Genomic DNA, 23,855 nt, shown 5'->3' on the forward strand with positions numbered 1-23,855 from the left:
CTCCCCGAGACACCACCCCGCCTCACTTCAGCGAACCGCAGAACAGACGCCGCGTCAGCACCCCTCACAAGATCGCCAACAGAGTCACGGCATTGGCTCTAGCCCGGCCTAACTCTCGACCCCGAATCCGAGTGGGAGTGTCTCCCCTCCGACAGCTGACGAACTGGTGCGGGCGCGTAAGTGCGGATACAGGGAACTGAGCCTGGTGCCGCGGTGCGCTGCGAAGCAGTCGCTATGCCACCTGAGCCAGTGCACAAACCGGCCGACCTGTTAAAACACGGATGGCTGTCCGTCGGCGACACTGGACAGCCATCCGTGCAAGGAGAGGTCAGCTCTTGCCGACGAGCCGCCAGATCTGGTTCTTCTTGGTGCTCAGTGCGCTCGCCGGGTCACAGGTCCACTGGTGGATCAGCGCGCCTGCCGTGGTCGAGACGTTGCTGACGTCGACGCATTTGCCGCTGTGCACGGCGACCAGTTGGTAGTCCTTGCTGTTGCCGAGCGCGGTGACGGGGTTGAGGGTGAACTGCTGGTTGGTGGCGCCGCTGCTGCAGGTGTACTGGATGATGGCGGCTCCGTCGGCGGTGGAGGCCCCGGAGACGTCGAGGCACTTGCCGCTCAGCTCGTTGACTACGGTGTACGTGTTCGCCTTGCCGCTGACCGGCTTGAGGTCGAGCATCTGCTGGTAGCCGCCCTCGCAGTACCACTGCTGGTACTGGGTGCCGTTGGCGGTGCTCAGGTTGGTGTCGTCCAGGCACTGCCCGCTGTTCTCGCTGACCGCGACCGTGGAGACGGTGGTGTTGGACGGCGGGAGCAGGGTGACGGTGTAGCCGTCCTTGGCGTTGGTCCAGGGGAGGCTCACCGAGGCCGTGTTGTTGCTGACGTTCAGGGTGGTGTCGGAGATCGTCTCGGGTCCGGCCACCGCGGCGCCGTTGTTGTACGGGACGCGCTGGACCACCGCGCGGACCTGGCCGTTCTCCACCACCGACGTCGTGTTCAGGCCGGTGAGGTTGACCGTGACCGTGCCGGTGTTGCCGCTGCTGCCGAGCAGGACCTTGGCGTTCTTGGCGGTGTTGTCCTTGGTGGCCAGGCCGTCGGTGCCGGTTCCGGGGACGAGGTTGACGATGTTGCCGCTCTGCGAGCCGTAGTAGCGGTACATGAACCACTCGCCCAGCGGCAGGTACTGGCCGGCGCTGTTCTTGGTGAGCAGGTTGGCCTCGTCGTCGTGCAGTCCGGTGCCCGAGGCCCAGTTGCCGCGCAGGCCGTCGGCGCCGGCGCGCTCCAGGCGGCCGATGAACCAGGCGCCGCCGCCCGGTGACTGCATGGACAGGGTGGCGTACTCGTTGATCTGGTAGGCGCGGGTGTTGGTCAACCCGGCTGCGGCGATGGTGGAGTTGGCGCGGCCGACGTCGGTGGCCGGGTCACCGGGCTCGTCGTGCCAGCTGTAGATGTCCGGGGCGACGTTGTTGGCCTTGACGTAGTTCAGGTACGTGGTCCACCAGGTGTTGGACGAGTTCGGCTGACTCGCGATGCTGGGCCCGACGATCAGCTGGCCGGGGAACGCCGCCCGCACCCGGGCGTAGAACCGCGACCACATCTGCAGGTACTGCGCCTGCGACGGCCTCCAGAATCCGGCCCCGTCGGGCTCGTTCCACAGGTCCCACTCGACGGTCATGTTGTTGGCTTTGACGTCGCCTATGAGCTGGGTGACGAAGTTGTCGAACTGTGTCCAGTCACCGTTGTCGCCGGGGAAGGCCTGGTTGGTCGTGCCGTCGGCGCCCCACAGGTCGTGCGGGAGCAGGACGAAGGTGCCGCCGAGGGCGGCGGTGCGCTTGTACTGCGTCAGGGTCGAGTTCCAGCGGGTCTGGTAGTCGGCGAGGCTGGTGGCGTAGCCGCCGCTGTTGAGCTGTGCGCCGCCAGCCCGCATGAAGTGCCACTTGATGTCCTTGAAGAAGTGGTCCTGCGGAAGTGAGCCGTCCGGCGTCATCCCGTAGATCATGCCGGAGGCGTGGTACGTCGGAGCGCCGCCGGCGGTGGCGAAGTCGACGGTGACGCTGGTGTCCGCGGCCTGGGAGGGGGCGGCCGGCACCAGCGTCGAGGCCAGGGCGGCGATGAGGACGGCGACGGAGGATATCGCTCGTCGGCGAGTGCGGGTCGTGGATCTCGGAGGGGGTATGGGCGACTTCATTGTGCGGCTCCTGGGGGAGGAGTTGACCGGGGCCCGTCCGGCCCCGGGGGCTTCGCGGGAGCGGCCGCTCAGCGGCCCTCTCGGTGTGCGTGGGCTTCGGCCAGCAGGAGGTAGCTGCTGGCGGTCCAGGTGTAGGCGCGGTCGCGCAGGCCCGTGCCGGTGAGGGCGTCGAAGTTCTCGGCGAACCCGTGGGCTTCGCACAGGGCTCGGAAGCGGGCGCTGACGTCGTCGGCCAGCCGGTGGTGCCCGGCGCGGCGCAGGCCGTCCTCGACCAGGACGGTGGCGGGGGCCCAGATCGGGCCGCGCCAGTAGCCGTCGGCGAGGTAGTGCGGGGAGGTGGTCAGTTCGGTGGCGAGGCCGTACGGGGTGAGGTGGGCCTTGATGTGGTCGGCCAGCGCGCCGCTGATCTCACCGGGCAGGTGCTCGCCCAGCACGATGGGCATCAGGTCGAGGAGGCTTGCGCTACTCCAGGTCTCCCCGCCGGCGGCTCCCCGGGCGACGAACCGTTCGCCGGTCCACAGCTGGTCGAGCAGCGCCGTCTGTGTCTCCTCGGCCGCGGTCGTCCATCGGCGCGCCGCGCTCACCTCGCCCAACTCCTGGGCCAGGTCGGCGAGTTCTCGCAGCTGGAGGACGAGGAAGGCGGCCAGGTCGGCGGTGACGACCACCCGCTCCGGGTCGAAGGTGGTGGCGTTGTCCCAGCCGCTGTCGTTGCCGTGCTGGTAGTAGGGCAGTTCGGCCCCGGGGGGTCGTCGTGCGGTGAGCCAGAAGTTCGTCCAGCGCTCCAACCGGTCGTACGCCTGGGCCAGTTGAGCCCGGTCAGGAGGAGTCGGCAGGCGGCGGCGCAGGTGGCCGAAGGCCCAGCCGTGGATGGGGGGCTTGACGAAGTTGTACAGGACTTCGGAGTGGGTGACCGAGTCGGGCAGGGCGCCTGCGGCGTCCTGGTGGTCGAAGGGCAGATGGAACTGATCCAGCGCCAGGTTCGGCGAACCGGGCGCCAGCGCAAGGGCGTTGAAGCAGTGGTCCCAGCTCCACACCTTGTCCATCCAGTGCTTGGACATCAGCACGGCGGGCCGGGTGACCAGGCCGGTGGGCCGTACGGTTGCCGACCAGAGGACGTAGGCGGCAAGCTCGGCCGCCGGTGTGGCGGACGTACGCCAGGGGGCCACCGCGTCGACGAAGTCCGCGAACGCGCCCTGTGCGGAATCCACGACGTCGTCGAAGCTCGCCGAGGACGCGTACGGCAGGCGGGCGGTGTCGAGTTCCTCGACCGCCATCTCCCAACCGCCGTCGGCCTCCTCGGTGATGGCGAGACCGCGGTCGGCGCTGCCCAGGCCCTGGGTTCCGGTCGCCTCGGTGAGGGTGCCGGACAGCACGGTCACGCGGTAGCGGCGTCCGGTCTCGTACGACGTGAAGACGTGTGCGCCCGCCGCCGGGTCGTGGAAGAAGTACGTCCCGCTGAACGGGGTCAGTGCCGGCGCGGCGGCGAACAACCCGAAGCCCAGGCCGCTCCCCCGCAGCCGTACGGTGTCCGGCGACTCGTAGGCGAGGTCGACACGCCCGCTCTCACCGGTCCAGCTGAGCAGGCCCGGTGTCGCCTCGACACGGGTCTCTGCGCGGTCGCCCGTCGTCGTGTTCAGGGGGACCAGGCGCAGGACGCCGTGCATGCCGTTCTGGTGCGAGACGAGGTGGAGGTCCTCGGCGTAGGTCTTCTCCGCGATCACGGGCGAGATGTCGAACCAGGATCCGAAGGTGCTGAACGGGATGTCGTGGACGGAGAAGGCCGGGCCGGATCGGGCGGCGGTCATGGTGGCGTGACTCGTTTCTGGGGGCAGGGGGCAGCAGCCGACTGACAACTGGCCAGTCGTGGTGGCGGGTTGGGGGGCTCAGTCCTTGACGGCGCCCGCGGTGACGCCGGCGGCGACGTAGCGCTGGGCGAGGACGAGGATCACCGCGGCGGGCAGTGAGGCCACGACGGCGGTGGCCATGATGGCGTTCCACTGCTGGTTGTTGTTGCCGATGTAGTGGTAGATGCCGAGGGTGATCGGCTCGTGGGCGCCGCCGTTGACCAGGGTGCTGGCAAAGACGAAGTCGGACCAGGACCACAGGAAGGCGAACAGGGACACCGTGACGACGGCGTTGCGGCTCATCGGCAGCACCACGGACCAGAAGGTCCGAAGCGCCATCGCCCCGTCCATCTGCGCCGCCTGGAGCAGTTCACCGGGGATGCCGGACATGAACGCCGTGAAGATCAGCACCGCGAACGGGACGGCCAGGGTGGAGTCGGCGACGATCAGGCCGGGAACGGACTGCAGCAACCCGAGTTGGAGGTAGATGGCGTAGAACCCCATCGCCATGATGATGCCGGGGATCATCTGCGCGGCCAGCAGCACGAAGCTGAGGATGCCGCCACCGCGCGGGCGCAGTTTGGCCAGCGCGTAGCCGGCCGGGGCGGACAGCAGCACGGTCAGCAGGACGGTGCCAAGGCCGATGACGAGGCTGGTGCCGAGGTACGGCAACTGCTCGTCCAGGACCGTGCGGTAGCCGGCCAGGGTGCCGTGCAGCGGCAGCAGGTCCGGTGGGCTCTTGCGCATGTCCTGGTCGCGGGTGAGGGACACGTTGAGCATCCAGTACACCGGGAAGAGCATGATCGCGGTCAGTACGACGCCGATCGTGGTCTTCACCCACGTACGCCTGCGGATGCGGCTCATGACAGGGCCTGCTTTCTCTGCACCCGGACGTAGACCAGGCCGAAGACGAGCGCGGCGACCACGAGCAGGTTGCCGACGGCCGCTCCCGGGCCGAAGGCCGGCAGGAGGTTGCCGAAGCCGAGCTGGTAGGACCAGGTGGCGAAGGTGGTGGAGGAGTCGGCCGGGCCGCCCTTGGTCATGATCCAGATGATGTCGAAGACCTTGAGCGTGTAGACCAGCCCGAGCAGCAGGGTGATCGCGGACACCGGGCGCAGCAGCGGGAAGGTGATGCTCCAGAACCGGCGCCAGGCACCCGCCCCGTCCAGCGCTGCGGCCTCGTACAGGCCGGCCGGGATGGACTGCAGACCGCTGTAGAGCACGACCAGGTTGAACGGGACGCCGATCCAGATGTTCGCGATGATCACCGAGGTCAGCGACCAGGACGGCGAGGTCAGCCAGTTGACCGGCCCGATGCCGACGGCGTGCAGGACGGCGTTGACGACACCCGATTCGCTGTTGAGCATCCACGACCAGGTGGACGCCGACACGATCAGCGGCAGCAGCCAGGGCACCAGGAACAGGGCGCGGAGCGTGGCCGAGAGCCGGAAGTGCTGGTTGAAGAAGACCGCGAGGGCCAGGCCGATGGCGTACTGGAAGACCAGGCAGATGGCGGTGAAGAGCGCGGTGTGCAGCAGGGCGGGGGCAAAGGTCGGGTCGTCGAAGACCTTGCGGTAGTTCGCCAGACCCGTGAAGGGGGCGTCGCCCTGGACGAAGGAGCGGACGGTGTAGTTGCGCAGGCTGAGGTCGATGTTACGGTAGAGCGGATAGGCGTAGAAGAGGGCGAGGTAGAGGGTCACCGGGGCGAGGAATCCCCAGGCGGCCCACTGGGCGGAGGCGGGCCGGCGGCGCTTCCTGCTGCGCACCCGGGGCGGGGCGGCGGCGTGCGCCGTCCCGCCTTGGACGCGCTCGGACAGGTGGTCCGGCAGCTTTGTCGTGTGGTTCATCAACGACCCTTGGAGGCGGGTTACTTGGCGGCTGACTGGGCCTCGGACAGCGCGTCCTTGGGCGTCTTGGAGCCGCTGAGGGCGGACTGGACGGCCCTCCACATCTGCTCGGAGATCTTGGGGTACTTGGTGCCCAGGTCGTCACTGGTCCGGCCCTTGGCGGCCTTGACGGCGGCGACCCATGGCTTCAGGTCGGCGTTCGCGGTCACCTGCTTGTCCTGGACCTCGCTGGTGGGGGCCACGTAGGACAGTGTGGTGTCGGTGTTGTAGAGGTTGTCGCCGCTGGTCAGGCAGGTCACCAGCTTCTGGGAGGTGGCGTAGCGGCCGGTGTCCTTCTGGACCGGGACGGTGACGAACTCGCCGCCGGTCGGGGCCGCCGCGTTGCCGCCCGTGGCAGCGGGGATGGGCAGGACGCCGTAGTCGAAGCCGGCCTTCTTGGCGTTGGCGAGCTGCCAGGTGCCGTTCTCGCTGAACGCGTAGTCACCGCTGGCGAACTCCTGCCAGCTGGTGGTCTGGGTGTTGTTGAGCACCGAGTTCGGGGCGTAGCCCTGCTTGAGCCAGTCCTGCCAGAGGGAGAGCGCGGACACGGCCTGGGAGGAGTCAAGTTCGGTCAGCTTGGCGCCCGAGCCCCAGAACCAGGGCAGGAACTGGAAGCTGCCCTCCTCGGTGCCGATCGCCGAGAAGGTGATGCCCTTCTTGCCCGCCGCCTTGACCTTCGCCAGCGCCGCCGTCAGCGACGTCCAGTCCTTGATGGAGGCGACGTCCACCCCGGCCTTCTTCAGCACCGCCTTGTTGTAGTAGAGGGCCAGGGTGTTGGCGCCGATCGGCGTGCCGTAGGTCTTGCCTCCGGACTGGCCGGCCGCGAGCAGGTTGGGGTCGACCTTCGAGGTGTCCAGCTTGTTGTCGTCGGTCGTGGTGAGCACGCCCGCCTCCGCGAGGGTGGACACCACCGGGTTGTCGACGATCAGGACGTCCGGGGAGTTGCCCTGCTGCGCGGCCAGCAGCGTCTTGTTGCCCAGGTCGCTGGTGTCGAACGCGGTCCGCTTGACCTTCACTCCGGCCTTGGTGCCGCACTGGTCGAGCAGCTTCGCCCAGTCCGAGGTCTTGTCGAACTGCGGGTACGGGTCCCAGACCGTGTACGTGCCGCCACCGGCGCCCTTGGTGTCGGTGCTGCCCGAGCCGGAGGAGCAGGCGGTGGCGGACACGGCCACGGCGAGCGCGGTCACGGCCGCGGCGGTCAGACGGCGCTGTCTGGAGGAGCTGTTCATCGCGAGGGTTCCTTTGTTCTGGGCATGCGGGTGCCGAGGGCACGGGGTGGTGAGGGAAAACGGGCACGACGAACGGCGCTGCCGGGCGGTTCGGGCGTCCGTGAGGTGAGGTGGATCGGGGAGCAGAACTACGCGGGTGTGGTCAGGGCTTGGTATCGGTCCCGGCGGGTCCGGTGCTGGCCCGCAGGGAGATCGGCGGGGCGAGGAGATGGTGGCGGGGCGGCGCGTCGGGGTGGTCGAGCCGTTCCACGAGCAGGTCGACGGCGCGTCGGCCCATCTCCTCCGCCGGTACGTCGGCCGCGGTGAGCTGCGGGGTCACCGTCTCCGCCCAGCGGCCGGCCACGACCCCGGTGACGGAGAAGTCGCGCGGCACATGGCGGCCGGCCTGGGCCAGCCCCCGGTAGAGACCGCCGAGCGCGGCCTCGTTCAGGGTGACCAGGCCGGTGGTGGCCGGATCGTCGTGCAGGATCTGTTCCAGGCAGGCCTGCCCGGCTGCCGCGTCGTCCCCGCAGCAGTACGTCCGGACGGTCAGCCCGCGTTCGGCCGCGGCCTTGGTGAAGCCGTCCAGGCCCCGCTGCGCGGACTCGTATCCGGACCGCAGCAGTTGCTCGGGCCGGTTGACGAAGGCGACCCGGCGGTGGCCGAGATCCGCCAGGTGGTGGACGCACGCCGCCGCCAGCGCGGTGTGGTCCAGGCCCACCCACCAGCCGCTCTCGGTGCGGGCGGTGCGGCCGATGGCGACGAAGGGGAAGTCCAGGGCGGCCAGGTGATCGACCCGGTCGTCCGCCAGCCTGATCTCCATCAGGATCGCGCCGTCGACGCGCCGCTCTCCCAGCAGCCGCTGGAACGAGCGGTCGCTGTCCACACCGCTCGGCGACAGCAGGACGTCGTAGTCGTGGGCCGCGGCGGCCTCGACCACGCTGCCGATGAAATCCAGCTGCATGCCGGTGTAGTGGTTGCCGGCCGGCGGGAAGACCAGGCCGATCGTGCTGGTCCGGCCGTTGGCCAGGGCGCGTGCGCTGGCGTTGGGCCGGTAGCCCAGTTCGTCGATGACCTCCTGGATCTTCCTGCGGGTGTCGTCCGAGACCGGCCGCTTGCCGCTCAGCGCGTAGGACACGGTGCTCCGCGAGACACCGGCCCGCCGGGCGATCTCACCGATGTTCACGGGTGGCTCCTTGCTCGAACCGGTTCAACTTCTCGGGTGGAGAGTACTTATCGGCTCAGAGGGTGTTGGTGGAATGCGACGCGGGTCCAGTCGTCGAACCGGTTCGCGTGAAGTGAAGGTAGGAAGAGCCACAACAGCTGTCAACACCTTGGGTGAAACTTTTCGTGCCCGCCAGAAGGTCCGGATTTTCTTCTGATCGGGGGATTGATGGCCAGGATTCTCGGTGCTAGCTTCCCCGAACCGGTTCGATGAAGTGATCCTTCCGAAGACCGCGGGCCCGTGCCGAATCCTCCCCCAAGGCACGGGCCCCTCCACTGCCGACAAGCCGAGTTCCCCGCGCCGCGCGTCACACGATTATCGAACCGGTTCGAAGCACATATCCGAGGATTGAGGACGCAATCCATGTCATCCGCTGACAGATCCGCCCGTCGCCGGGCCCCGGCCGCCATGGCGCTGGCTCTCGGTGCAGGCCTGCTGGCCGCCCCGGCCCTCCCTGCACAAGCGGCAGACACACCCCAGCCCGCCGCCCACTACACCTTCGATCAGGACGACCTCACCGCCGGCAAGATCGCAGACAGTTCCGGCAACGGCCTGACGGCAACCCTGGTGAACGGCACCACCGCCCAGTCCGTCGCCGGTACCGACGGCGGCAAGGCACTGTCCTTGCCCGGCGGGGCGCCCAACTCCAACGGCGCGTACGTCCGCCTGCCCCGCGAAGTCCTCGCCGATGCAAGCGACCTGACCGTCTCGGCCCGCGTGAAGTGGGGCGATGACACGTCGGCCTGGCAGCGGATCTTCGATCTGGGCACCGACACCAACAGGTACCTGTTCACGACGCCGTCCAACGGCGGTGTACTGCGCACCGCCGTGACCACCGGCGGAGGGGGCGCTGAGGCACAGGTCTCCGGCTACGCGCCGCTGCCCGCCGACGGCTGGCGGACCGTCACCGTCACCCTCGACACCGCCGCCCACCGGGTCACCACCTACCTCGACGGCGTGGCGGTCTCCTCCTCCGCGACGAACGTCAGGGCCAAGGATCTGCTGGACGGCTCGGCCACCGCGGCCGGCTACATCGGCAAGTCCTTCTACCCGGACCCGCTGCTCAAGGGCGCGGTCGACGACTTCACCATCTGGCACTCGGCGCTCACCGCCGAGCAGGTCGCCGGCACGATTGGGACGCTTCCCACGCTCAGGCAGCTCTCGCAGACGTCGTTCGACGTCCGTACGACGACCGGGACCGCCCTGTCCCTGCCCGCCTCGGTCCGCTCCTCCTTCTCCGATGGCTATGACCGCGACACGCCGGTCACCTGGGACGCCGTACCGCCCGAGAAGTACGCCCGGCCGGGCACGTTCACCGTGGCCGGAACAGCGGCCGGACGCGCGGTGAAGGCGACCGTCACCGTGGTCCGCGAGGGAGCCCTGACCGTCGACCTCGGCTCGGACACCGGCAGGTTCCACGGCGGTGCCTCCGGCACCCTCTACGGCGTGTACGGGCCGGGCGTCCCCACCAACAACCTCATCGAGGGCATGGGCCTGCGCACCGTCTCCACCAAGGCACAGGACGGCCCGCAGCACCCCGGCGCCGACGCACTGGACGTGGTCAAGCCGCTGGCCGACTCCACCGACGGCGACGTCTACGTCTACATGACGGACATCCACCGCGGCTTCCCCTACGAGTGGCCCGGCGACACCCCCGAGGAGAAGCTCAAGCTCTACGAGCAGAAGATCGCGGGGCAGGTCGACCAAGTCCTCCAACTGCCGAAGCAGTACCAGGACAACATCGTCTTCGTGCCGTTCAACGAGCCCGAGGGCAACATGTTCGGCACCGGCCAGTGGAGCTACGACAAGGTCAGCTGGCTGAGCGACCCCAAGGACTACTTCGCCGCCTGGGACTCCGCCTACAAGCTCATCAAGGCCAAGATGCCGGACGCCCGCATCGCCGGTCCCAACACCAGCATCCTGTACGACCAGGTGAAGGGCTTCCTCACCCACGCCCTGGCCGCCGGCACCCTGCCGGATGTGATCACGTGGCACGAGCTGAGCCACCCGGAGGCGGTGCGCGAGAGCGTGGCCAAGTACCGGGCATGGGAGAAGGACCTGTTCAAGGGAACCTCCCGCGAAGGAACCCAGCTGCCCGTCAACATCAACGAGTACGCCTTCAACTACCACACCTCCGTCCCCGGCCAGATGATCCAGTGGGTGTCCGCGATCGAGGAGTCCAAGGTGGACGCCGACATCGCCTACTGGAACATCGACGGCAACCTCTCCGACTCCGCGGTGCAGTCGAACCGCGGCAACGGCCAGTGGTGGCTGCTGCATTCGTACGCCTCGATGAGCGGGCACACCCTCAAGGTGACCCCGCCGTTCCCCGGCCAGAACTACACCATGCAGGGCGTGGCCACGCTCGACGAGAACAAGAAGCAGGCCCGGCTGATCTTCGGCGGGTCCAGCGGCAAGGGCCACATCACCTTCGCAGACGTCCCCAAGGACGTCTTCGGGGACAGCGTGCACGCCTGGATCCGCGAGATCGACTGGAGCGGGCAGGTCGGCGACAACTCCGGCCCGAAGCTGCTGGCAGAGACGAACCTGAAGGTCGGTGACGACGGGACGGCCGTCGTGGATTTCGGCGACGGCACGCTCCCGGCCCTGAAGGAGTCCTCGGCGTACGAGATCGTCCTCAGCCCGGCCGGCAAGGCGAAGCGCACGCAGTCCGCGCCGGTGCGCTGGCAGGGGTCGTACGAGGCGGAGGACGCGGCCCACACCGGGTCCGGCTACTCCAGGAACGGCCCCGAGGGTTCGACGGCCGACGTGTCGAAGTTCTACACCTCCGGCGGCTACGACGTCGGCGGTCTGCGCACCGGCTCGGACGTCACGCTCGACTTCACGGTGGACGTGCCCGAGGACGGCACGTACGACCTGGGCGTCTTCGCCAACTCCCTCAACACCTTCGACAAGGTGAAGGAGCAGGGCCCCACCAACGTCTTCCTGCGGGTGGACGGCACGGCGGACAGCGAGCAGGAGTTGTATCTGCCGCTCGGCTACAAGTGGGTGGTGTGGGACCACACCGACACCAAGGTGCGTCTCACCAAGGGCAGGCACACCCTGACGCTCGCCGCGAAGAGCCTCGACGGCAAGCGCGCCACCAAGGGCGACGCCATCGTCGACCGCCTCACCCTGTCCCTGCCCAACCCGTCGGCGGCCACCGAGGTCTACGAGGGCGAGCTGGCCTGGACGAGCGGCGGGGCCCACCCCGTCTACGACCTGCCCAAGAAGACCCCGGCCCCGGCCACCGGCTCCGGCGCGGTCCGGGTCGCCTTGAACCAGAAGGCCACGTTCTGGGTCTACCCCCCGCCGACGGCGAGGCCTCCCTCGACGTCGACACCCTCGGCGCCGCGGACGCACGCCTGTCGGTCAACGGGCATGACGTGCTGCACGTGACCAAGGCCAGGCACGAGGTCGCCGTCTCCCTCTCCGGCGGCATCAACAAGGTGACGGTGACCGGCGGTTCGACCGCCACCCTCGTCGACCGGCTGAGGGTCACGCCCACCGAAGGCACACTCAAGACGCGCACGTACGAGGCGCAGGACGCCAAGCTGGCGGGCTCGGCCGCGCTGACCTCGCTGCCCCTGGCGACCGACGGTACGGCGATCACCGGCATCGGCGGCGACCCGGGCAACGGCAACACCGCGACGTTCACGGTCGCCGCAGACAAGGCCGGCCAGTACGCCCTGCGCATCCGCTACTCCAACCCCGAGCAGTCCCCGGCCACCCACTACAACCCCGACCCGCTGGCCCGCCACGCCGACATCAGCATCAACGGCGGGCAAACGCAGCGCGTGAGCTTCCCGCACACCTTCCACCAGGACAACTTCTGGGAGCTGACCGTCCCCGTCCACCTCAAGAAGGGCCAGAACACGATCACCTTCCGCTCCGAGGAACTGCCGAACTTCGACGGCACGACCTACGCCTCGGACACCTTCCCGGGAGTGCTGCTCCGCTCCCGCTACGCACCGCTGATCGACCGGATCGTCGTCGCGCCGTACGCCCGGGAAATTGGCAGCGGCAGGGAGCCCGTTTCGTCAATGCCGCTACTGAAGGCTACGGCGGCCATGCGTCGCCGAGGGGATCTGGTCCCTCCTGCGACGCCGCTGGCTCTCCAACGTCGCCTTCAGCACCCCCGAACACCTCGTCCGGCGCATCCGGCGCGGCCTACGGCACATCCAGTACCGCAGCGAACTTATAGACGGCTGCCTCGCCGAGATCGGTCTGACAATCAGACCCATCTGAGCAACCCGGTCACATCACGAGTTCAACCTCAGTAATGCAGGGCGGCGACCGCGAGTGCCTCGGCCAGGGTCACGGGCGGGCGGCCGATCAGGCGGCGCAAGTCGCCAGATTCGGTGTACATCTCGCCGCGGTTCATGCCGCGGTCAGCGTCTGCGAGGACCTCCGCCAGCTCGGCGGGTAGGCCTGCGGCGGCCAGTACCTGGGCGAAGTCGATCACCGGGAGGTCAGCGTAGGTAACCTGCTTTCGGGCCGCAGCGGAGATCGCGGCGGCGAGCTCGGTCAGGGTGAAGGATTCGTCGCCGCCGAGCTCGTACACGGCGCCGGTGTGGCCTTCAGTGGTGAGGACGACCGCTGCGGCCTCGGCGTAGTCGGCGCGGGACGCGGCGCTGATCCGCCCCTCGCCTGCGGCGCCGACGACGGCGCCGTTCTGCAGGATCTGCGGCAGTTGACTGGTGTAGTTCTCCAGGTACCAGCCGTTGCGCAGCAGCACGCTGGGGATTCCGCGGTCCCGCAGATACTCCTCGGTCTCGCTGTGCGTGGCACCGATGACGGTGGTGGCCGTGTCCGCGTGCGTCGTGCTCGTGTACGCCACTAGCGACACGCCTGCGGACGCCGCGGCGTCGATCACGCGGCGGTGGTTGGCGACCCGCTCGCCCACAGGGACTGAGGCCGAGATCAGCAGCAGCCTGTCCGCCCCCGCGAATGCCTCGGCCAAGCCGTCGGTGTCCGCGAAGTCGGCGCGGCGTACCGTGATGCCTCGGTCGGCCAGGTCCTTGATCCTTGCGATGTCCCGGCCCGTCGCGATGATGTCCGCGGCCGGGATCCCGCGCCGCAGCAGTGCCTCGACGGTGAGCCTGCCCAGCTGGCCGGTGGCTCCAGTGACGACGATCGGCATGATGGTATTCCTTCCCTCCGCGCGTGCCTCACACGCTGCCGCGGTCCGTCCGCGGCGGGTTGGAACACAGAATGACCTGCACACTCTCTATTGGGGAGTAGCCACTCCTTGGTATGGTACTTACCCGACCGATAGCATTGAGGTGAGCCCTATGGCTGCTGTCGAGAACGTGACCGGGGCCATTCCGTCATTCGATCCTTACGAGCGCGGCTGCCCGTCGCGGGACCTGCTCGACCAGATCGGCAGCAAGTGGGCGGTCCTCGTGCTGGGCGAACTCGGCCGGAACGGGACCTCCCGGTTCGGCCGGCTCCGGCAGGCGTTGGCGGGCGTGAGCGAGAAGATGCTCACCCAGACGCTGCGCACTCTCGAACGCGACGGGCTGGTCAGCCGGACCGTCTACCCAGAGGTGCCGCCGCACGTGGAGTATGAGCTGACCGCGCTCGGCCAGACGCTGCGGGAACCGCTGAAGGCGCTCACGGAGTGGTCCGTGCGGCACATCGAAGAAGTCATCACCGCCCGCAAAGAGTACGACGACCGCACTGAGCGCACCCGGTAATCGGCGGCGGCCAGCGGTCTGGTGATGGATTGCTGCCTCACCGAGACCGGCTCGACAATCAGACTCACCTGAGCAACCCGGCGACATCACGAGTTCAACCTCAGTAACCACCTCCAGGTCTGCATCAGTCCCGGTCTTCCTGCAACTTCAGCATCTCGAAGAAGCCCCCAGCCTGTTCGATCAGCTCGTCGTACGTGCCCATCTCCGAGATCCGGCCCTGGTCGAGGACGATGATCCGGTCGGCGAGGCGGGTGTTGGCCAGCCGGTGCGTGCTGAACACTGTCGCCCGGCCCGCGGCGAGGGTGCAGGACATGTCGGCGTGACCGTGATGCGCGCGCCGTCGGGCCGGGAACCGGACGTTCCTGACGCGGGACCGCACGAGCGCGTGCCGGTCCGTGCCGGGCGCTGAAAGCGTCCGGTAAGGAAGCTCTCCCTACCTTCCGTCGGTGAGGTGAGCAGCGGCTGCCGCCGCTGCCGGTCACTGGGAGGGAATCGTGGAGAAGCTGAGCGGATGGGTGATCCGCCATCGGCTGGTGGTGGGTCTCAGCTGGCTGGTGATCACGGTGGTGGGCATGCTGGTGGCGCCGTCGCTCTCGGGCCGGCTGCAACCAGGCACCCATGTCACCGGCCCCGGCTACACCGCCAACGTGCAGATCGCCCGGAGCTACGGAGGTGCGACCCAGGACCCCGCTGTCATGGTCCTGGACCTCCCGACCGGGCAGACCGTCAATTCGCCGCAGGCGCAGGCGAAACTGCGGGCGGTGGACAGGGGCATAGCCACGGCGGCGCCGAGCCTGCGCCTGGTCTCGTACGCCTCGACCGGCAGCCGGACGCTGGTCGGGAACGGTGGGACGAGCACGATCGTCCTGGCCTATCCGCCGAAGCCCGGTGACGACATGGCCACCGATCAGATCGACGCCCTCACCAGGGCTGTCACAGCCGCGGCGCCCGGTCTGACCGTGCACGGCACCAGTCTGCGGGCCCTGGAGGCCGGCAACACCACCGGCGGCGGCAACTCCAGCGTCACCGGTGAGCTGATCATCGGAGCGATCGGCGCGCTGGTGGTCCTGGCCTGGGTGTTCGGGTCGCTGCTGGCGCTGTTGCCGCTGGTCATGGCCCTGATCTCGGTGCTGACGATGCAACTGCTCGTCTACGGGCTGACGTTCCTGATGCCGTCGTCCTCGCCGATCCACCCGGCCGTGCAGTACATCGTGGCGCTTCTGGGCCTGGGCCTGTCGATCGACTACTCGCTGCTGGTGGTCACCCGCTGGCGCGAGGAGCGCGCGGCCGGCAAGAGCAACGACGAAGCGGTGCGCGCGGCCGTGCAGCGGGCCGGGCACAGCGTCTGGTTCAGCGGCATGGTGGCCTCGCTCGGCCTGTTCGCGCTGACCGTCATCCCCAACTCGATGGTCCGCGGCATCGGTGTGTCCGGGCTGTTCATCCCCTCCACCGCGACCCTGGTCGCGCTGACGCTGCTCCCCGCGGTGCTGTCCAAGATCGGGCCGCGGGTGGACTGGCCGCGGCGGGCGTCGCGACGGCAGGCGGAGAGCCGGTTCTGGACCGGCTGGTCGAAGTTCGTGATCAAGCACCGCGTGGCTTCGGCGGTCGCGGGCCTGGGCATCCTGGCCGCGCTGACCGCCACCGCCGCGACCATCGACATCAGCACGCCGAGCAGCCACGCACTGGCCACCGCCGGCGCCTACACCGACGGCCTGCACACCCTGGAAACCGACGGATTCCCGTCCGGGACGTTGACCGCGGTGCCGGTGTACGTCCCGAACGCCGTCGACGCGGGGAACACCGTGAACGCCCTGGACACCGTTTCCAGCCTGCGCGGCGCCGCAGCCCCGGCAGGACCGGCCTGGCACACCGGGGGCAGCGCGATGGTCATTGCGATCCCGTACCACGAGGTCGGTAGCGCCGACGGCGGCACCTCGCTGGCCGACATCCGCCGCAGCGTCCCACCCGGTGTGCTGGCCGGTGGCGAGGGCGCACAGAAGATCGACGAGACCAGCGCCACCTACGGCTCGTTCCCGCTGCTGTTCGCTGTGGTCGCGGTGGTCACCTTCCTGCTGCTGACCCGCGGGATGCGGTCGGTCCTGCTACCTGCCAAAGCCGTGCTGCTCAACATGCTGTCCGTGGCGGCCTCCTACGGCCTGCTGGTGATCGTCTTCCAGCATGGCATCGGCATGAAGGCGCTGTGGGGCGCGTCCACCTACGGCGCGATCGACACCCTTGCCCCGGTGCTGATCTTCGGGTTCCTGTTCGGCGTGTCCATGGACTATGAGGTGTTCATCCTGGCCAGGGTCCGCGAGGGATACGACCGCACCGGATCCACGCGGGAGGGCATCATCGAGGGTGTGTCGCGCACCGGCCGCCTGGTGACCTCCGCCGCGTTGATCCTTTTCTTCGCGCTCGCCTCGCTGGCCACGGCGAACGACGTCACCGTGCGCGAGATCGCCATGGGCCTGGCGTTCGGGGTGGTGCTGGACGCTATGGTGGTCCGGATGCTGCTGCTGCCCGCACTGGTCTCGCTGTTCGGCGACTGGAACTGGTGGCTGCCGGACCGGGCCGCGCGACTGCTCCGGGTCCCGGTGACGCGGTCAGCCGACGAGGCCCGTCCGGAGCTGGTTCCGCAGCGGATCGGGGAGGCATAGGCCGTGCGGGTGCTGGTGGTCGAGGACGAGCCGGACGTCGCCGAGGCCCTGGTCTGGGGCCTGCGGGCCGAGGGATACGTCGTCGACGCGACGGACGACGGCACGGATGGGCTGTGGATGGCGACGGAGAACGCCTACGACGTCATCGTGCTGGACGTCATGCTGCCCGGCCTGGACGGGTACCAGGTGGCCAAGCGCCTGCGCGAGCGCGAGCGCTGGACGCCGATCCTGATGCTCACCGCCATGGACGACGACCTCGACCACGCCGAGGGGCTGGACTCCGGTGCGGACGACTACCTCTCCAAACCGTTCTCCTACCCGGTCCTCCTCGCACACCTGCGCTCCCTGACCCGACGCACCCTCGGTGCCAGGCCGGCGGTGCTCACCGCCGCCGGCCTGGCACTGGACCCCGCCGGGCGCACCGTCACCCGCGACGGTGCGCCCCTGGAGGTGACCGGCCGGGAGGCCGCCGTGCTGGAGTACCTGCTGCGGCGCAAGGGCTCCGTCATCTCCAAGGCCGAACTGCTCGAACACTGCTGGGACGCCCACTCCACCGGCGACCCGGCGATCGTCGAGGTCCTCGTACACCGGCTGCGGCGCAAGATCGAGAGGCCGAGCGGGCCGACCGTCATCGAGACCGTGCGCGGCAAGGGATACGTCATCAGAACCGAGAAACCATGACCGGGATTGCGCGCGCCTGGCGCCGTCTGGCACACGGCGCGCGCCCTCGCACCGTGCGGACCCGCGTCACGGTCATCGCCGGTCTCGCGCTCACCGCGGCCGTCATAATCGGGCTCCTCGTGATGTACCTGCTGCAGGTCGGCCAGGCCAAGCGCACCATCGCCGGGCAACTGCGCACCTACGCAGTCCAGATCGAGCAGTCGGCCACCGGCGGGGCGTTCCCGCAGCCACTGCCGCCGTCGGTGCTCGACGCGCAGGCCCAGTCCCAGGTCCTCGCGCCGGACGGGACCGTCATCGCCTCGACACGCAATCTGGCCGGCAGACCGGCTGTGTTCGCGCTTGCGGCGGATGCCACGACCCCGGTTCGGCAGAAGGCCGCCGACGGCGTCCTTCCCGGCGAGCTCTCCGTCCTCGGCGAGCACACCAAGGTCGGCGGCCGACCGGTCACCGTCATCACCCTGACTGCCACCAACCAACGCGACCAGGTCGACGAGACCTTCGCCCGGCTGCTCGTCATCGGCGTGCCGGGCACGCTCCTGGTGGCGTGCGGCACCGTGTGGTGGGTGGTCGGCCGCGCGCTGCGGCCGGTGGAGCAGATCCGGCGCACCGCCACCGCCATCACCGCCGCCGAGTTGTCCCAGCGCGTCCCCGAGCCCGGCACCAACGACGAGATCGGCCACCTGGCCCGCACCATGAACGACATGCTCGCCCGGCTGGACGACTCCGCCGCACGGCAACGCCGCTTCGTCGCCGACGCCAGCCACGAACTCCGCAGCCCCCTGACGGCCATCCGCACCGGCCTCGAGGTCGGACTCGCACACCCCGACCGCGCGCCCTGGCCCGACATCGCCTCGCGGGCCGCCCGGCAGACCGAACGTCTCGAAGCGCTGATCTCCCAACTCCTCGCCCTGGCCAGGGCCGACGCCGGAAAGCTGGCCGCGCGCCGGCAAACCGTCGACCTGTCCGCGTTGCTCGCCGAGATCCGTGCGACAACCACAGCGCCGCACCTGGAGATCGAGCTCGCGGTCCCGGGGCACACCACGGTGACCGGCAACCCGGAGGACCTGTCCCGGCTGTTCCGCAACCTCATCGACAACGCCGCCCGGTACGCGCGGACGAGGGTGTCCGTCACGGCCGAGGTCGAACCGGACGGCATCCGGGTCGAGATCGGCGATGACGGACCGGGAATCCCGGTCGAGGAACGCGAGCGGGTCTTCGACCGCTTCGTCCGCCTCGACGCCGGCCGGGGACACGGCACCCGCTCCACCGGGCTCGGGCTGTCCATCGCCCGGGAGATCGCCACGGCGCACGGCGGCACGATCACACTCACCGAGACCGACGGCGGTGGAACGCGCGCCGTGGTGGCCCTGCCGCGCTGACCTGAAGCGTGGCGTTTGAAGGCACGGGTGACCCTGTTGCCCGTTGAGCGGTGTGCATCGTGAAGCCGCAGGTCAAGAGTCTGGTGTGCGCGGAGTTCGGGGTGCTGGGGCTGATCGTGGGCGGATGACTACGGCGGAGATCATCGGTCACCGGGAAACGTCGCGGTCTGTGAGGACCAGCAGGGCCCTGACCAGGGCGGTCGCCCATCTCGGGTCGGTGCGAACCTTGCCGAGCACGCGCCAGTTCTTGACGTGGGCGAAGCCGTTCTCGACCGGGGTCCGGACGGCCGCGAGCTCTTTGTCGGAGAGCTTCTGGCCTCGCGTCAGGGGCCGGTTCCGACGGCCTTGCAGCCGCTGATCACCGCGGGTCGGCGTCGGGATCCGTGTCGTCGAGTCCGACGAACCCCAGGTCGGCGATGGCCCGGAGCCCGGCCGTCCGCAACTTGTGCGTGAGCCGTTCGTGTCGGCAGGCGGTGATCTCCGAGGTCCGTCCGGGCCGGGTGGCCGAGACCCAGATCAGTCGGCCCTTGTCGTCGGTGGGCGCGATCACGAGCAGGCCATGGCATTTGCTCTTGCCGGAGTAGTTCTTCCGGTTCTCGTCTCCGCTGCGTCTCCGGGTGCGGATCAACGTGCCGTCCAGCGGTACGATCCCGCCGCCCTTTCGGGCGATCTTTTTCAACGCGCGGTCCAGGCGCGGGGCGCGGGCAGCCACCAGACCGACGACCTCGAGCACCCAGCGGGTGAGGTGGTGCAGTGCACCCGTTCCCGTCGGCCACGTCGCCGGGCCGCTTCCTTTTCCCGGCAGATGCGCCTGCGACAGGTAGGCCGCGGCCGGCGCAGGACCTCGTTCTCCTGCTCCAGCAGCTTGATCCGCCGACGTGCTTCCCGCAGTTCCGCGCTCTCCTGGCTGGTCACCCCGGGCTTGGCCCCGTCGTCGACATCCGCCCGGCGTATCCAGCACGCGGCGGCTCTGCCGCCGGCGTGATCGCGGGCCCTCAACGTGAACCGCCCCCGACGCAATTGCAGCTCGCGGAGGTGTCGCAGGACTTCCTCACTACGGCCTACGCGGCCACGAATGGCGTGAGATATGTCTCTTTCGCCCTGCTTAACGAGGACGAAACGGCGGCCGCCGCATTCCGTAAAGAGGGTTCGCGACGATCGGGCACTTACACCGTCCAGCGCAACATCCCGCAACATCCGGAGCCAGATCGCGTGACTACTACAGAATCCGCCCACACGCCTCTCGGCGGTCCCGGCACGGGCGCCACTCCCGAGCCCAAGCGCCTGCGCACCGGGGCGCTGGGCATGTGGGGCGTCGTCTTCACCGTGCTGGCCACCGCCGCTCCCATCACCGCCATGACGGGCAACGTGCCCATAGCGATAGGCTCCGGAGCCGGCACGGGGACCCCGGCCACCTTCATATTCTGCACCGCCGTTCTGGTGATCTTCACCATCGGCTACTCCGCGATGGCCCGGCACATCACCGCCACCGGCGCCTTCTACGGTTTCATCACCCGCGGCCTGGGCCGGGTCGCCGGGCTGGCCAGCGGCCTCATCGCGACCCTTGCCTACGTGGTCTTCGAGGGTTCGCTGATCGGGATCTTCGCGTCCTTCTTCAAGACGGACGTGGAGACCTTCGGCGGGCCGAAACTGAGCTGGATCGTCTACGCGCTCTTCGGCATCCTCGCCATCGCGGTACTCGGCTACTTCGACATCGAGCTCTCCGGGAAGGTGCTGGGCGTCTTCCTGGTCGCCGAGGTACTGATCCTGCTGCTGATGGGCGGCTCGGTGCTCTTCCACGGCGGCGGCCCCGACGGGCTGATGACCGGCTCCCTCGACCCGGCAGGCGGTTTCACCGCGGTGGCCGGCGGCAGCGTGGCGATCGGTCTGTTCTTCGGTTTCTGGTCGTGGGTGGGCTTCGAGACCACCGCGGTCTACGGCGAGGAGTCCCGCAACCCGACCCGGATCATCCCGCGCGCCACCCTGCTCGTCGTCATCGCGCTCGGCGCGCTCTACACCTTCGTCTCCTGGATGACCATCGCGGGCAACGGCGCGCACAACGCCGTCACCATCGCCCAGGGCGGTACCGGCAACCCCTTCGACCTCTTCTTCGGCATCACCCAGAAGTTCGTGGGCGTCTGGGCCAAGGACCTCTACCAGGTCCTGACCGTCACCGGCTCCTTCGCCTGCGCGCTGGCCTTCCACAACTCGGCCTCCCGCTACCTCTACGCGATCGGCCGCGAGGGCCTGCACAAGGCCGTCACCCCGCTCGGCGCCACCCACCACAAGCACAAGTCCCCGTGGGTCGCCTCGATCGTGCAGTCCGTGATCACCCTGCTCATCACCCTGTACTTCTTCCTCTTCCAGGCCCCCAGCAAAGCCGCGCCGGACGTGCCGTACTACTACGAGTTCGGCCTGCTGGCGATCATGGGCACGATGGGGATCCTCATCGTCCAGGCGATCTGCTCCGTCTCGGTGATCTGGTACTTCCACGGCGGCAAGCGCCACCCGGAGACCCGGAGCTGGTGGCGGACCCTGCTCTGCCCGGCGGTGGGCGCAGCGGGCATGGCCTACGTCGTCTACCTGCTGTTCAGCAACCTCTCCTTCGCGGCGGGCGCCGCCTCCAACAGCCCCGTCTACACCCTCACCCCCTACCTGGTGATCGGTGTGGGCGTGCTGGGCGCGGTGACAGCGCTGGTGCTCCGGTCCACCGACCGGGCGCGCTACGAGCAGATCGGCAGCACCGTGCTGGCCGAGTCCCACGAGCGCTGAAAGCCCCTCATGCGTACCGCAGAGAGAGTTCGGAGAGGTTGACAGTATGGTCTACCGCGGCACTCTGCGTGGCGAGCGGTTCACGTTCGCCACGCTGCCCGAGCTGCTGGCCAAGGCGAACGAGGTGAAGTCGGGTGACCAACTCGCCGGACTCGCCGCACGCAGCGAGCGGGAGCGAGTAGCGGCCAAGCTCGCCCTGGCCGACGTACGGCTGTCCGAGATCGCCGCGACTCCCGTCGTGGAGGACGCAGTGACGGAGGCGGTCTCCGTGCCCGCCGACCCGGCGCGCTTCGCGGAGATCGCCTCGCTCACCGTGGGTGAACTGCGCGAGTCGGTCCTGGAGCCGGACTTCCATCGGCGCTGGTCGGGCGGGCTGCGCGCGGCGATCACCCCGGAGATCGCCGCCGCCTGCGCCAAGCTGATGAGCAATCTGGACCTGGTGGTGGCGGCCGCCCCGCTGCGCCGTACCACCCGCTGCCGTAACACCATGGGCGGAGCGGGCGTCTTCGGCTCTCGTATCCAGCCCAACCATCCCACCGACAGCGTGCGCGGCATCATGCTGTCCGCGCTGGACGGCCTGGCCTTCGGCTGTGGCGACGCGATGATCGGCGTCAACCCGGCCACCGAGTCTGTGCCGGTGATCGGCGAGGTGCTGCGCGGCGTGCACGAGCTGATCGCCCGGCTGGGCATCCCCACCCAGTCCTGCGTGCTGGCGCACATCACGACCCAGCTGGCCGCGCTGGAGTCGGGCGCACCCGTGGATCTGCTCTTCCAGTCGGTCGCCGGGACGGAGGCGGCCAACGCGAGTTTCGGCATCGACCTCGGCCTGCTCGCCCGCGGCCGGGAGGCTGTGCTCGCCCACCACGCCGAACGCGCGGGCGAGTTCGCCGGCGAGCAGGTGATGTACTTCGAGACCGGCCAGGGCAGTGCGCTCTCCGCCGAGGCCCACCACGGCGTCGACCAGCTCACCCTGGAGGCGCGGGCGCAGGCGGTGGCCCGGCTCTACGACCCGTTCCTGGTCAACTCGGTGGTCGGCTTCATCGGGCCGGAGTACCTGGCCGACTCGGTGCAGATCACCCGCGCAGGCCTGGAGGACCACTTCGTCGGCAAGCTGATGGGCGTGCCGACCGGCGTGGACGTCTGTTACACCAACCACGCGGACGCCGACCAGAACTCCAACGACAACCTGCTGGTGCTGCTCGCCTCTGCCGGGTGCACCTTCGTGATGGCCATCCCGGCCGGGGACGACGTGATGCTCAACTACCAGACCACCAGCTACCACGACGTGGTGAGTGTCCGCCGGACGCTGGGCCTGCGCACCGCTCCGGAGTTCGAGTTCTGGCTGGCCGAGATGGGCATCTCCTCCGACGGCCGCCCCGGCGGCACAGCGCACGCCCTGCCGACCAGCCCGGCCGAGCTCGCCTCCGCGTTGGAAGCCAGTGGAGCCCTGCGCGAACTCCTCCCCGGAGGTGTGGCGTGACGGAGCACCTGGAGCTCTGGGCCCCTTCGGCCGGACCGACGTCCGCGGAGCGAACCGCTGCCTGGTTGCGCGCGGCGACCCCCGCCCGCATCTTCACCGGCCGGGCGGGCAGTTCCTACCGCACCGCCACCATACTCGACCTGCGCGGCGACCATGCGGCCGCGCGGGACGCAGTCTCGACACCGCTGGACCTCGACGCCCCTGGGATGGCCGCGCTGGCCGACCGCTTCCCCTGGACGGTGGTCGCCACCATGGCCGACTCCCGGCACCGCTACCTGCGCCGCCCCGACCTGGGCCGGCGCCTCACCCCGCAAGCGCGGCAGACGATCCGCGCCGAGCACGGTCCCGGCCCGGACGTGCAGCTCGTGATCGGCGACGGGCTGTCCTCCACCGCCGTACTCGCCCAGGTGCCGGCTCTCCTACCGCTGCTGCACGAGGGCTGCGCGGCGCGCGGCTGGTCGGTGGGCCGTCCGATCGTGGTGCGGCAGTGCCGGGTCGGCGTGCTCAACGAGATCGGCGGGCTGCTGGACCCAGCGGTGGTCGTGCTGCTGATCGGTGAACGCCCGGGTTTGGCGACGGCGGAAAGCCTTTCCGCGTACCTGGCGTACCGGCCGCGTCCCGGGCACACGGACGCGGACCGCAACCTCCTCTCCAACATCCACCGCGCGGGGATTCCGGCGCGGGAAGCCGCGAGCCGGATCATCGGGCTGGTGGATACGCTGATGGCCGAAGGGCGGAGCGGAGTGGCCGTCAAGGAGGCCGCTGCACTGGAGAGCTGACCAAGCGCCCAGCTGGACGTGCCACGATGTGCCGCCGATCGTCTGCGGCGCCATCGTGGC

At 69.3% G+C, this 23,855-nt stretch carries 17 protein-coding genes and 2 pseudogenes; 9 read left to right on the forward strand and 10 right to left on the reverse strand.

All coding sequences use genetic code 11. The features are described from left to right. Positions 1 to 328: 328 nt before the first annotated feature. From ACWC2T_RS42445 to ACWC2T_RS42470, 6 genes are all read right to left on the reverse strand, one after another. Entirely contained in the window at positions 329 to 2,185 is a 1,857-nt protein-coding gene (locus tag ACWC2T_RS42445) for an RICIN domain-containing protein (RefSeq protein WP_450675639.1), read from the reverse strand. A 68-nt stretch (positions 2,186 to 2,253) separates the two neighbouring features. Next, positions 2,254 to 3,990: an amylo-alpha-1,6-glucosidase gene (locus ACWC2T_RS42450; RefSeq protein WP_450675640.1), complete on the reverse strand. Its 1,737-nt coding sequence runs from the start codon at positions 3,988 to 3,990 to the stop codon at positions 2,254 to 2,256. Positions 3,991 to 4,068: 78 nt separating this feature from the next. Next, complete coding sequence (locus ACWC2T_RS42455) at positions 4,069 to 4,893, reverse strand: carbohydrate ABC transporter permease (RefSeq protein WP_115910555.1); 825 nt, start codon at positions 4,891 to 4,893, stop codon at positions 4,069 to 4,071. Then, positions 4,890 to 5,876, reverse strand: a complete 987-nt coding sequence (locus ACWC2T_RS42460) for a carbohydrate ABC transporter permease (RefSeq protein WP_450675641.1) — start codon at positions 5,874 to 5,876, stop codon at positions 4,890 to 4,892. The genes ACWC2T_RS42455 and ACWC2T_RS42460 overlap by 4 nt, the downstream gene beginning before the upstream one ends. A gap of 20 nt (positions 5,877 to 5,896) precedes the next feature. After that, positions 5,897 to 7,144 (reverse strand): sugar ABC transporter substrate-binding protein, encoded by a 1,248-nt coding sequence (locus ACWC2T_RS42465; protein WP_450675642.1) that lies wholly within the window; start codon positions 7,142 to 7,144, stop codon positions 5,897 to 5,899. A 142-nt stretch (positions 7,145 to 7,286) separates the two neighbouring features. Continuing rightward, positions 7,287 to 8,309 carry a LacI family DNA-binding transcriptional regulator gene (locus tag ACWC2T_RS42470; protein WP_450675643.1) on the reverse strand — a complete coding sequence of 341 codons (1,023 nt, stop codon included), beginning with the start codon at positions 8,307 to 8,309 and terminating at the stop codon, positions 7,287 to 7,289. A 447-nt stretch (positions 8,310 to 8,756) separates the two neighbouring features. On the opposite strand from ACWC2T_RS42470, the pseudogene ACWC2T_RS42475 reads away from it, so the two are divergent. Together ACWC2T_RS42475 and ACWC2T_RS42480 are read left to right on the forward strand one after the other, a co-directional pair. Beyond that, positions 8,757 to 12,361, forward strand: a pseudogene (locus tag ACWC2T_RS42475) (LamG-like jellyroll fold domain-containing protein); the annotation flags it as partial. A 67-nt stretch (positions 12,362 to 12,428) separates the two neighbouring features. Next, positions 12,429 to 12,596, forward strand: a pseudogene (locus tag ACWC2T_RS42480) (IS630 family transposase); the annotation flags it as partial. Positions 12,597 to 12,624: 28 nt separating this feature from the next. Here the strand turns inward: ACWC2T_RS42480 and ACWC2T_RS42485 are convergent. Next, the gene (locus ACWC2T_RS42485; protein WP_450675644.1) at positions 12,625 to 13,491 is read right to left on the reverse strand and encodes an SDR family oxidoreductase; all 867 of its coding nucleotides are present in this window, start codon (positions 13,489 to 13,491) and stop codon (positions 12,625 to 12,627) included. Between the two features lie 151 nt (positions 13,492 to 13,642). Here ACWC2T_RS42485 and ACWC2T_RS42490 point away from each other — a divergent pair, with 151 nt between their 5' ends. Continuing rightward, positions 13,643 to 14,047, forward strand: a complete 405-nt coding sequence (locus tag ACWC2T_RS42490) for a winged helix-turn-helix transcriptional regulator (protein WP_450675645.1) — start codon at positions 13,643 to 13,645, stop codon at positions 14,045 to 14,047. Positions 14,048 to 14,171: 124 nt separating this feature from the next. On the opposite strand, the gene ACWC2T_RS42495 is transcribed toward ACWC2T_RS42490, so the two are convergent. Then, the gene (locus ACWC2T_RS42495) at positions 14,172 to 14,360 is read right to left on the reverse strand and encodes a hypothetical protein (RefSeq protein ID WP_450675646.1); all 189 of its coding nucleotides are present in this window, start codon (positions 14,358 to 14,360) and stop codon (positions 14,172 to 14,174) included. Between the two features lie 181 nt (positions 14,361 to 14,541). On the opposite strand from ACWC2T_RS42495, the gene ACWC2T_RS42500 reads away from it, so the two are divergent. The 3 genes from ACWC2T_RS42500 to ACWC2T_RS42510 are packed head-to-tail and all read left to right on the forward strand — an operon-like array spanning position 14,542 to position 18,764. Continuing rightward, positions 14,542 to 16,704 carry an MMPL family transporter gene (locus tag ACWC2T_RS42500; RefSeq protein ID WP_450675647.1) on the forward strand — a complete coding sequence of 721 codons (2,163 nt, stop codon included), beginning with the start codon at positions 14,542 to 14,544 and terminating at the stop codon, positions 16,702 to 16,704. A 3-nt stretch (positions 16,705 to 16,707) separates the two neighbouring features. Beyond that, on the forward strand, positions 16,708 to 17,385 hold the full coding sequence (locus ACWC2T_RS42505) for a response regulator transcription factor (protein WP_450675648.1): 678 nt from the start codon (positions 16,708 to 16,710) through the stop codon (positions 17,383 to 17,385). Beyond that, positions 17,382 to 18,764, forward strand: coding sequence for a sensor histidine kinase (locus ACWC2T_RS42510; protein ID WP_450675649.1), 1,383 nt, complete (start codon positions 17,382 to 17,384; stop codon positions 18,762 to 18,764). Before ACWC2T_RS42505 ends, ACWC2T_RS42510 begins: the two co-directional genes overlap by 4 nt. A gap of 147 nt (positions 18,765 to 18,911) precedes the next feature. Here ACWC2T_RS42510 and ACWC2T_RS42515 read toward each other — a convergent pair whose 3' ends face one another. Continuing rightward, positions 18,912 to 19,145: a transposase family protein gene (locus ACWC2T_RS42515; RefSeq protein WP_450675660.1), complete on the reverse strand. Its 234-nt coding sequence runs from the start codon at positions 19,143 to 19,145 to the stop codon at positions 18,912 to 18,914. Beyond that, the gene (locus ACWC2T_RS42520; protein WP_450675650.1) at positions 19,123 to 19,497 is read right to left on the reverse strand and encodes a transposase family protein; all 375 of its coding nucleotides are present in this window, start codon (positions 19,495 to 19,497) and stop codon (positions 19,123 to 19,125) included. Before ACWC2T_RS42520 ends, ACWC2T_RS42515 begins: the two co-directional genes overlap by 23 nt. A 479-nt stretch (positions 19,498 to 19,976) precedes the next feature. Between ACWC2T_RS42520 and ACWC2T_RS42525 the strand changes: the two genes are divergently transcribed. The 3 genes from ACWC2T_RS42525 to eutC are packed head-to-tail and all read left to right on the forward strand — an operon-like array spanning position 19,977 to position 23,795. Beyond that, positions 19,977 to 21,536, forward strand: a complete 1,560-nt coding sequence (locus tag ACWC2T_RS42525; protein ID WP_450675651.1) for an APC family permease — start codon at positions 19,977 to 19,979, stop codon at positions 21,534 to 21,536. Between the two features lie 46 nt (positions 21,537 to 21,582). Then, positions 21,583 to 23,016, forward strand: coding sequence for an ethanolamine ammonia-lyase subunit EutB (gene eutB / locus ACWC2T_RS42530; protein WP_450675652.1), 1,434 nt, complete (start codon positions 21,583 to 21,585; stop codon positions 23,014 to 23,016). Continuing rightward, positions 23,013 to 23,795, forward strand: coding sequence for an ethanolamine ammonia-lyase subunit EutC (gene eutC, locus ACWC2T_RS42535; RefSeq protein ID WP_450675653.1), 783 nt, complete (start codon positions 23,013 to 23,015; stop codon positions 23,793 to 23,795). Before eutB ends, eutC begins: the two co-directional genes overlap by 4 nt. The last annotated feature ends 60 nt before the right edge of the window (positions 23,796 to 23,855 follow it).

This window comes from Streptomyces sp. NPDC001393, assembly GCF_053597455.1.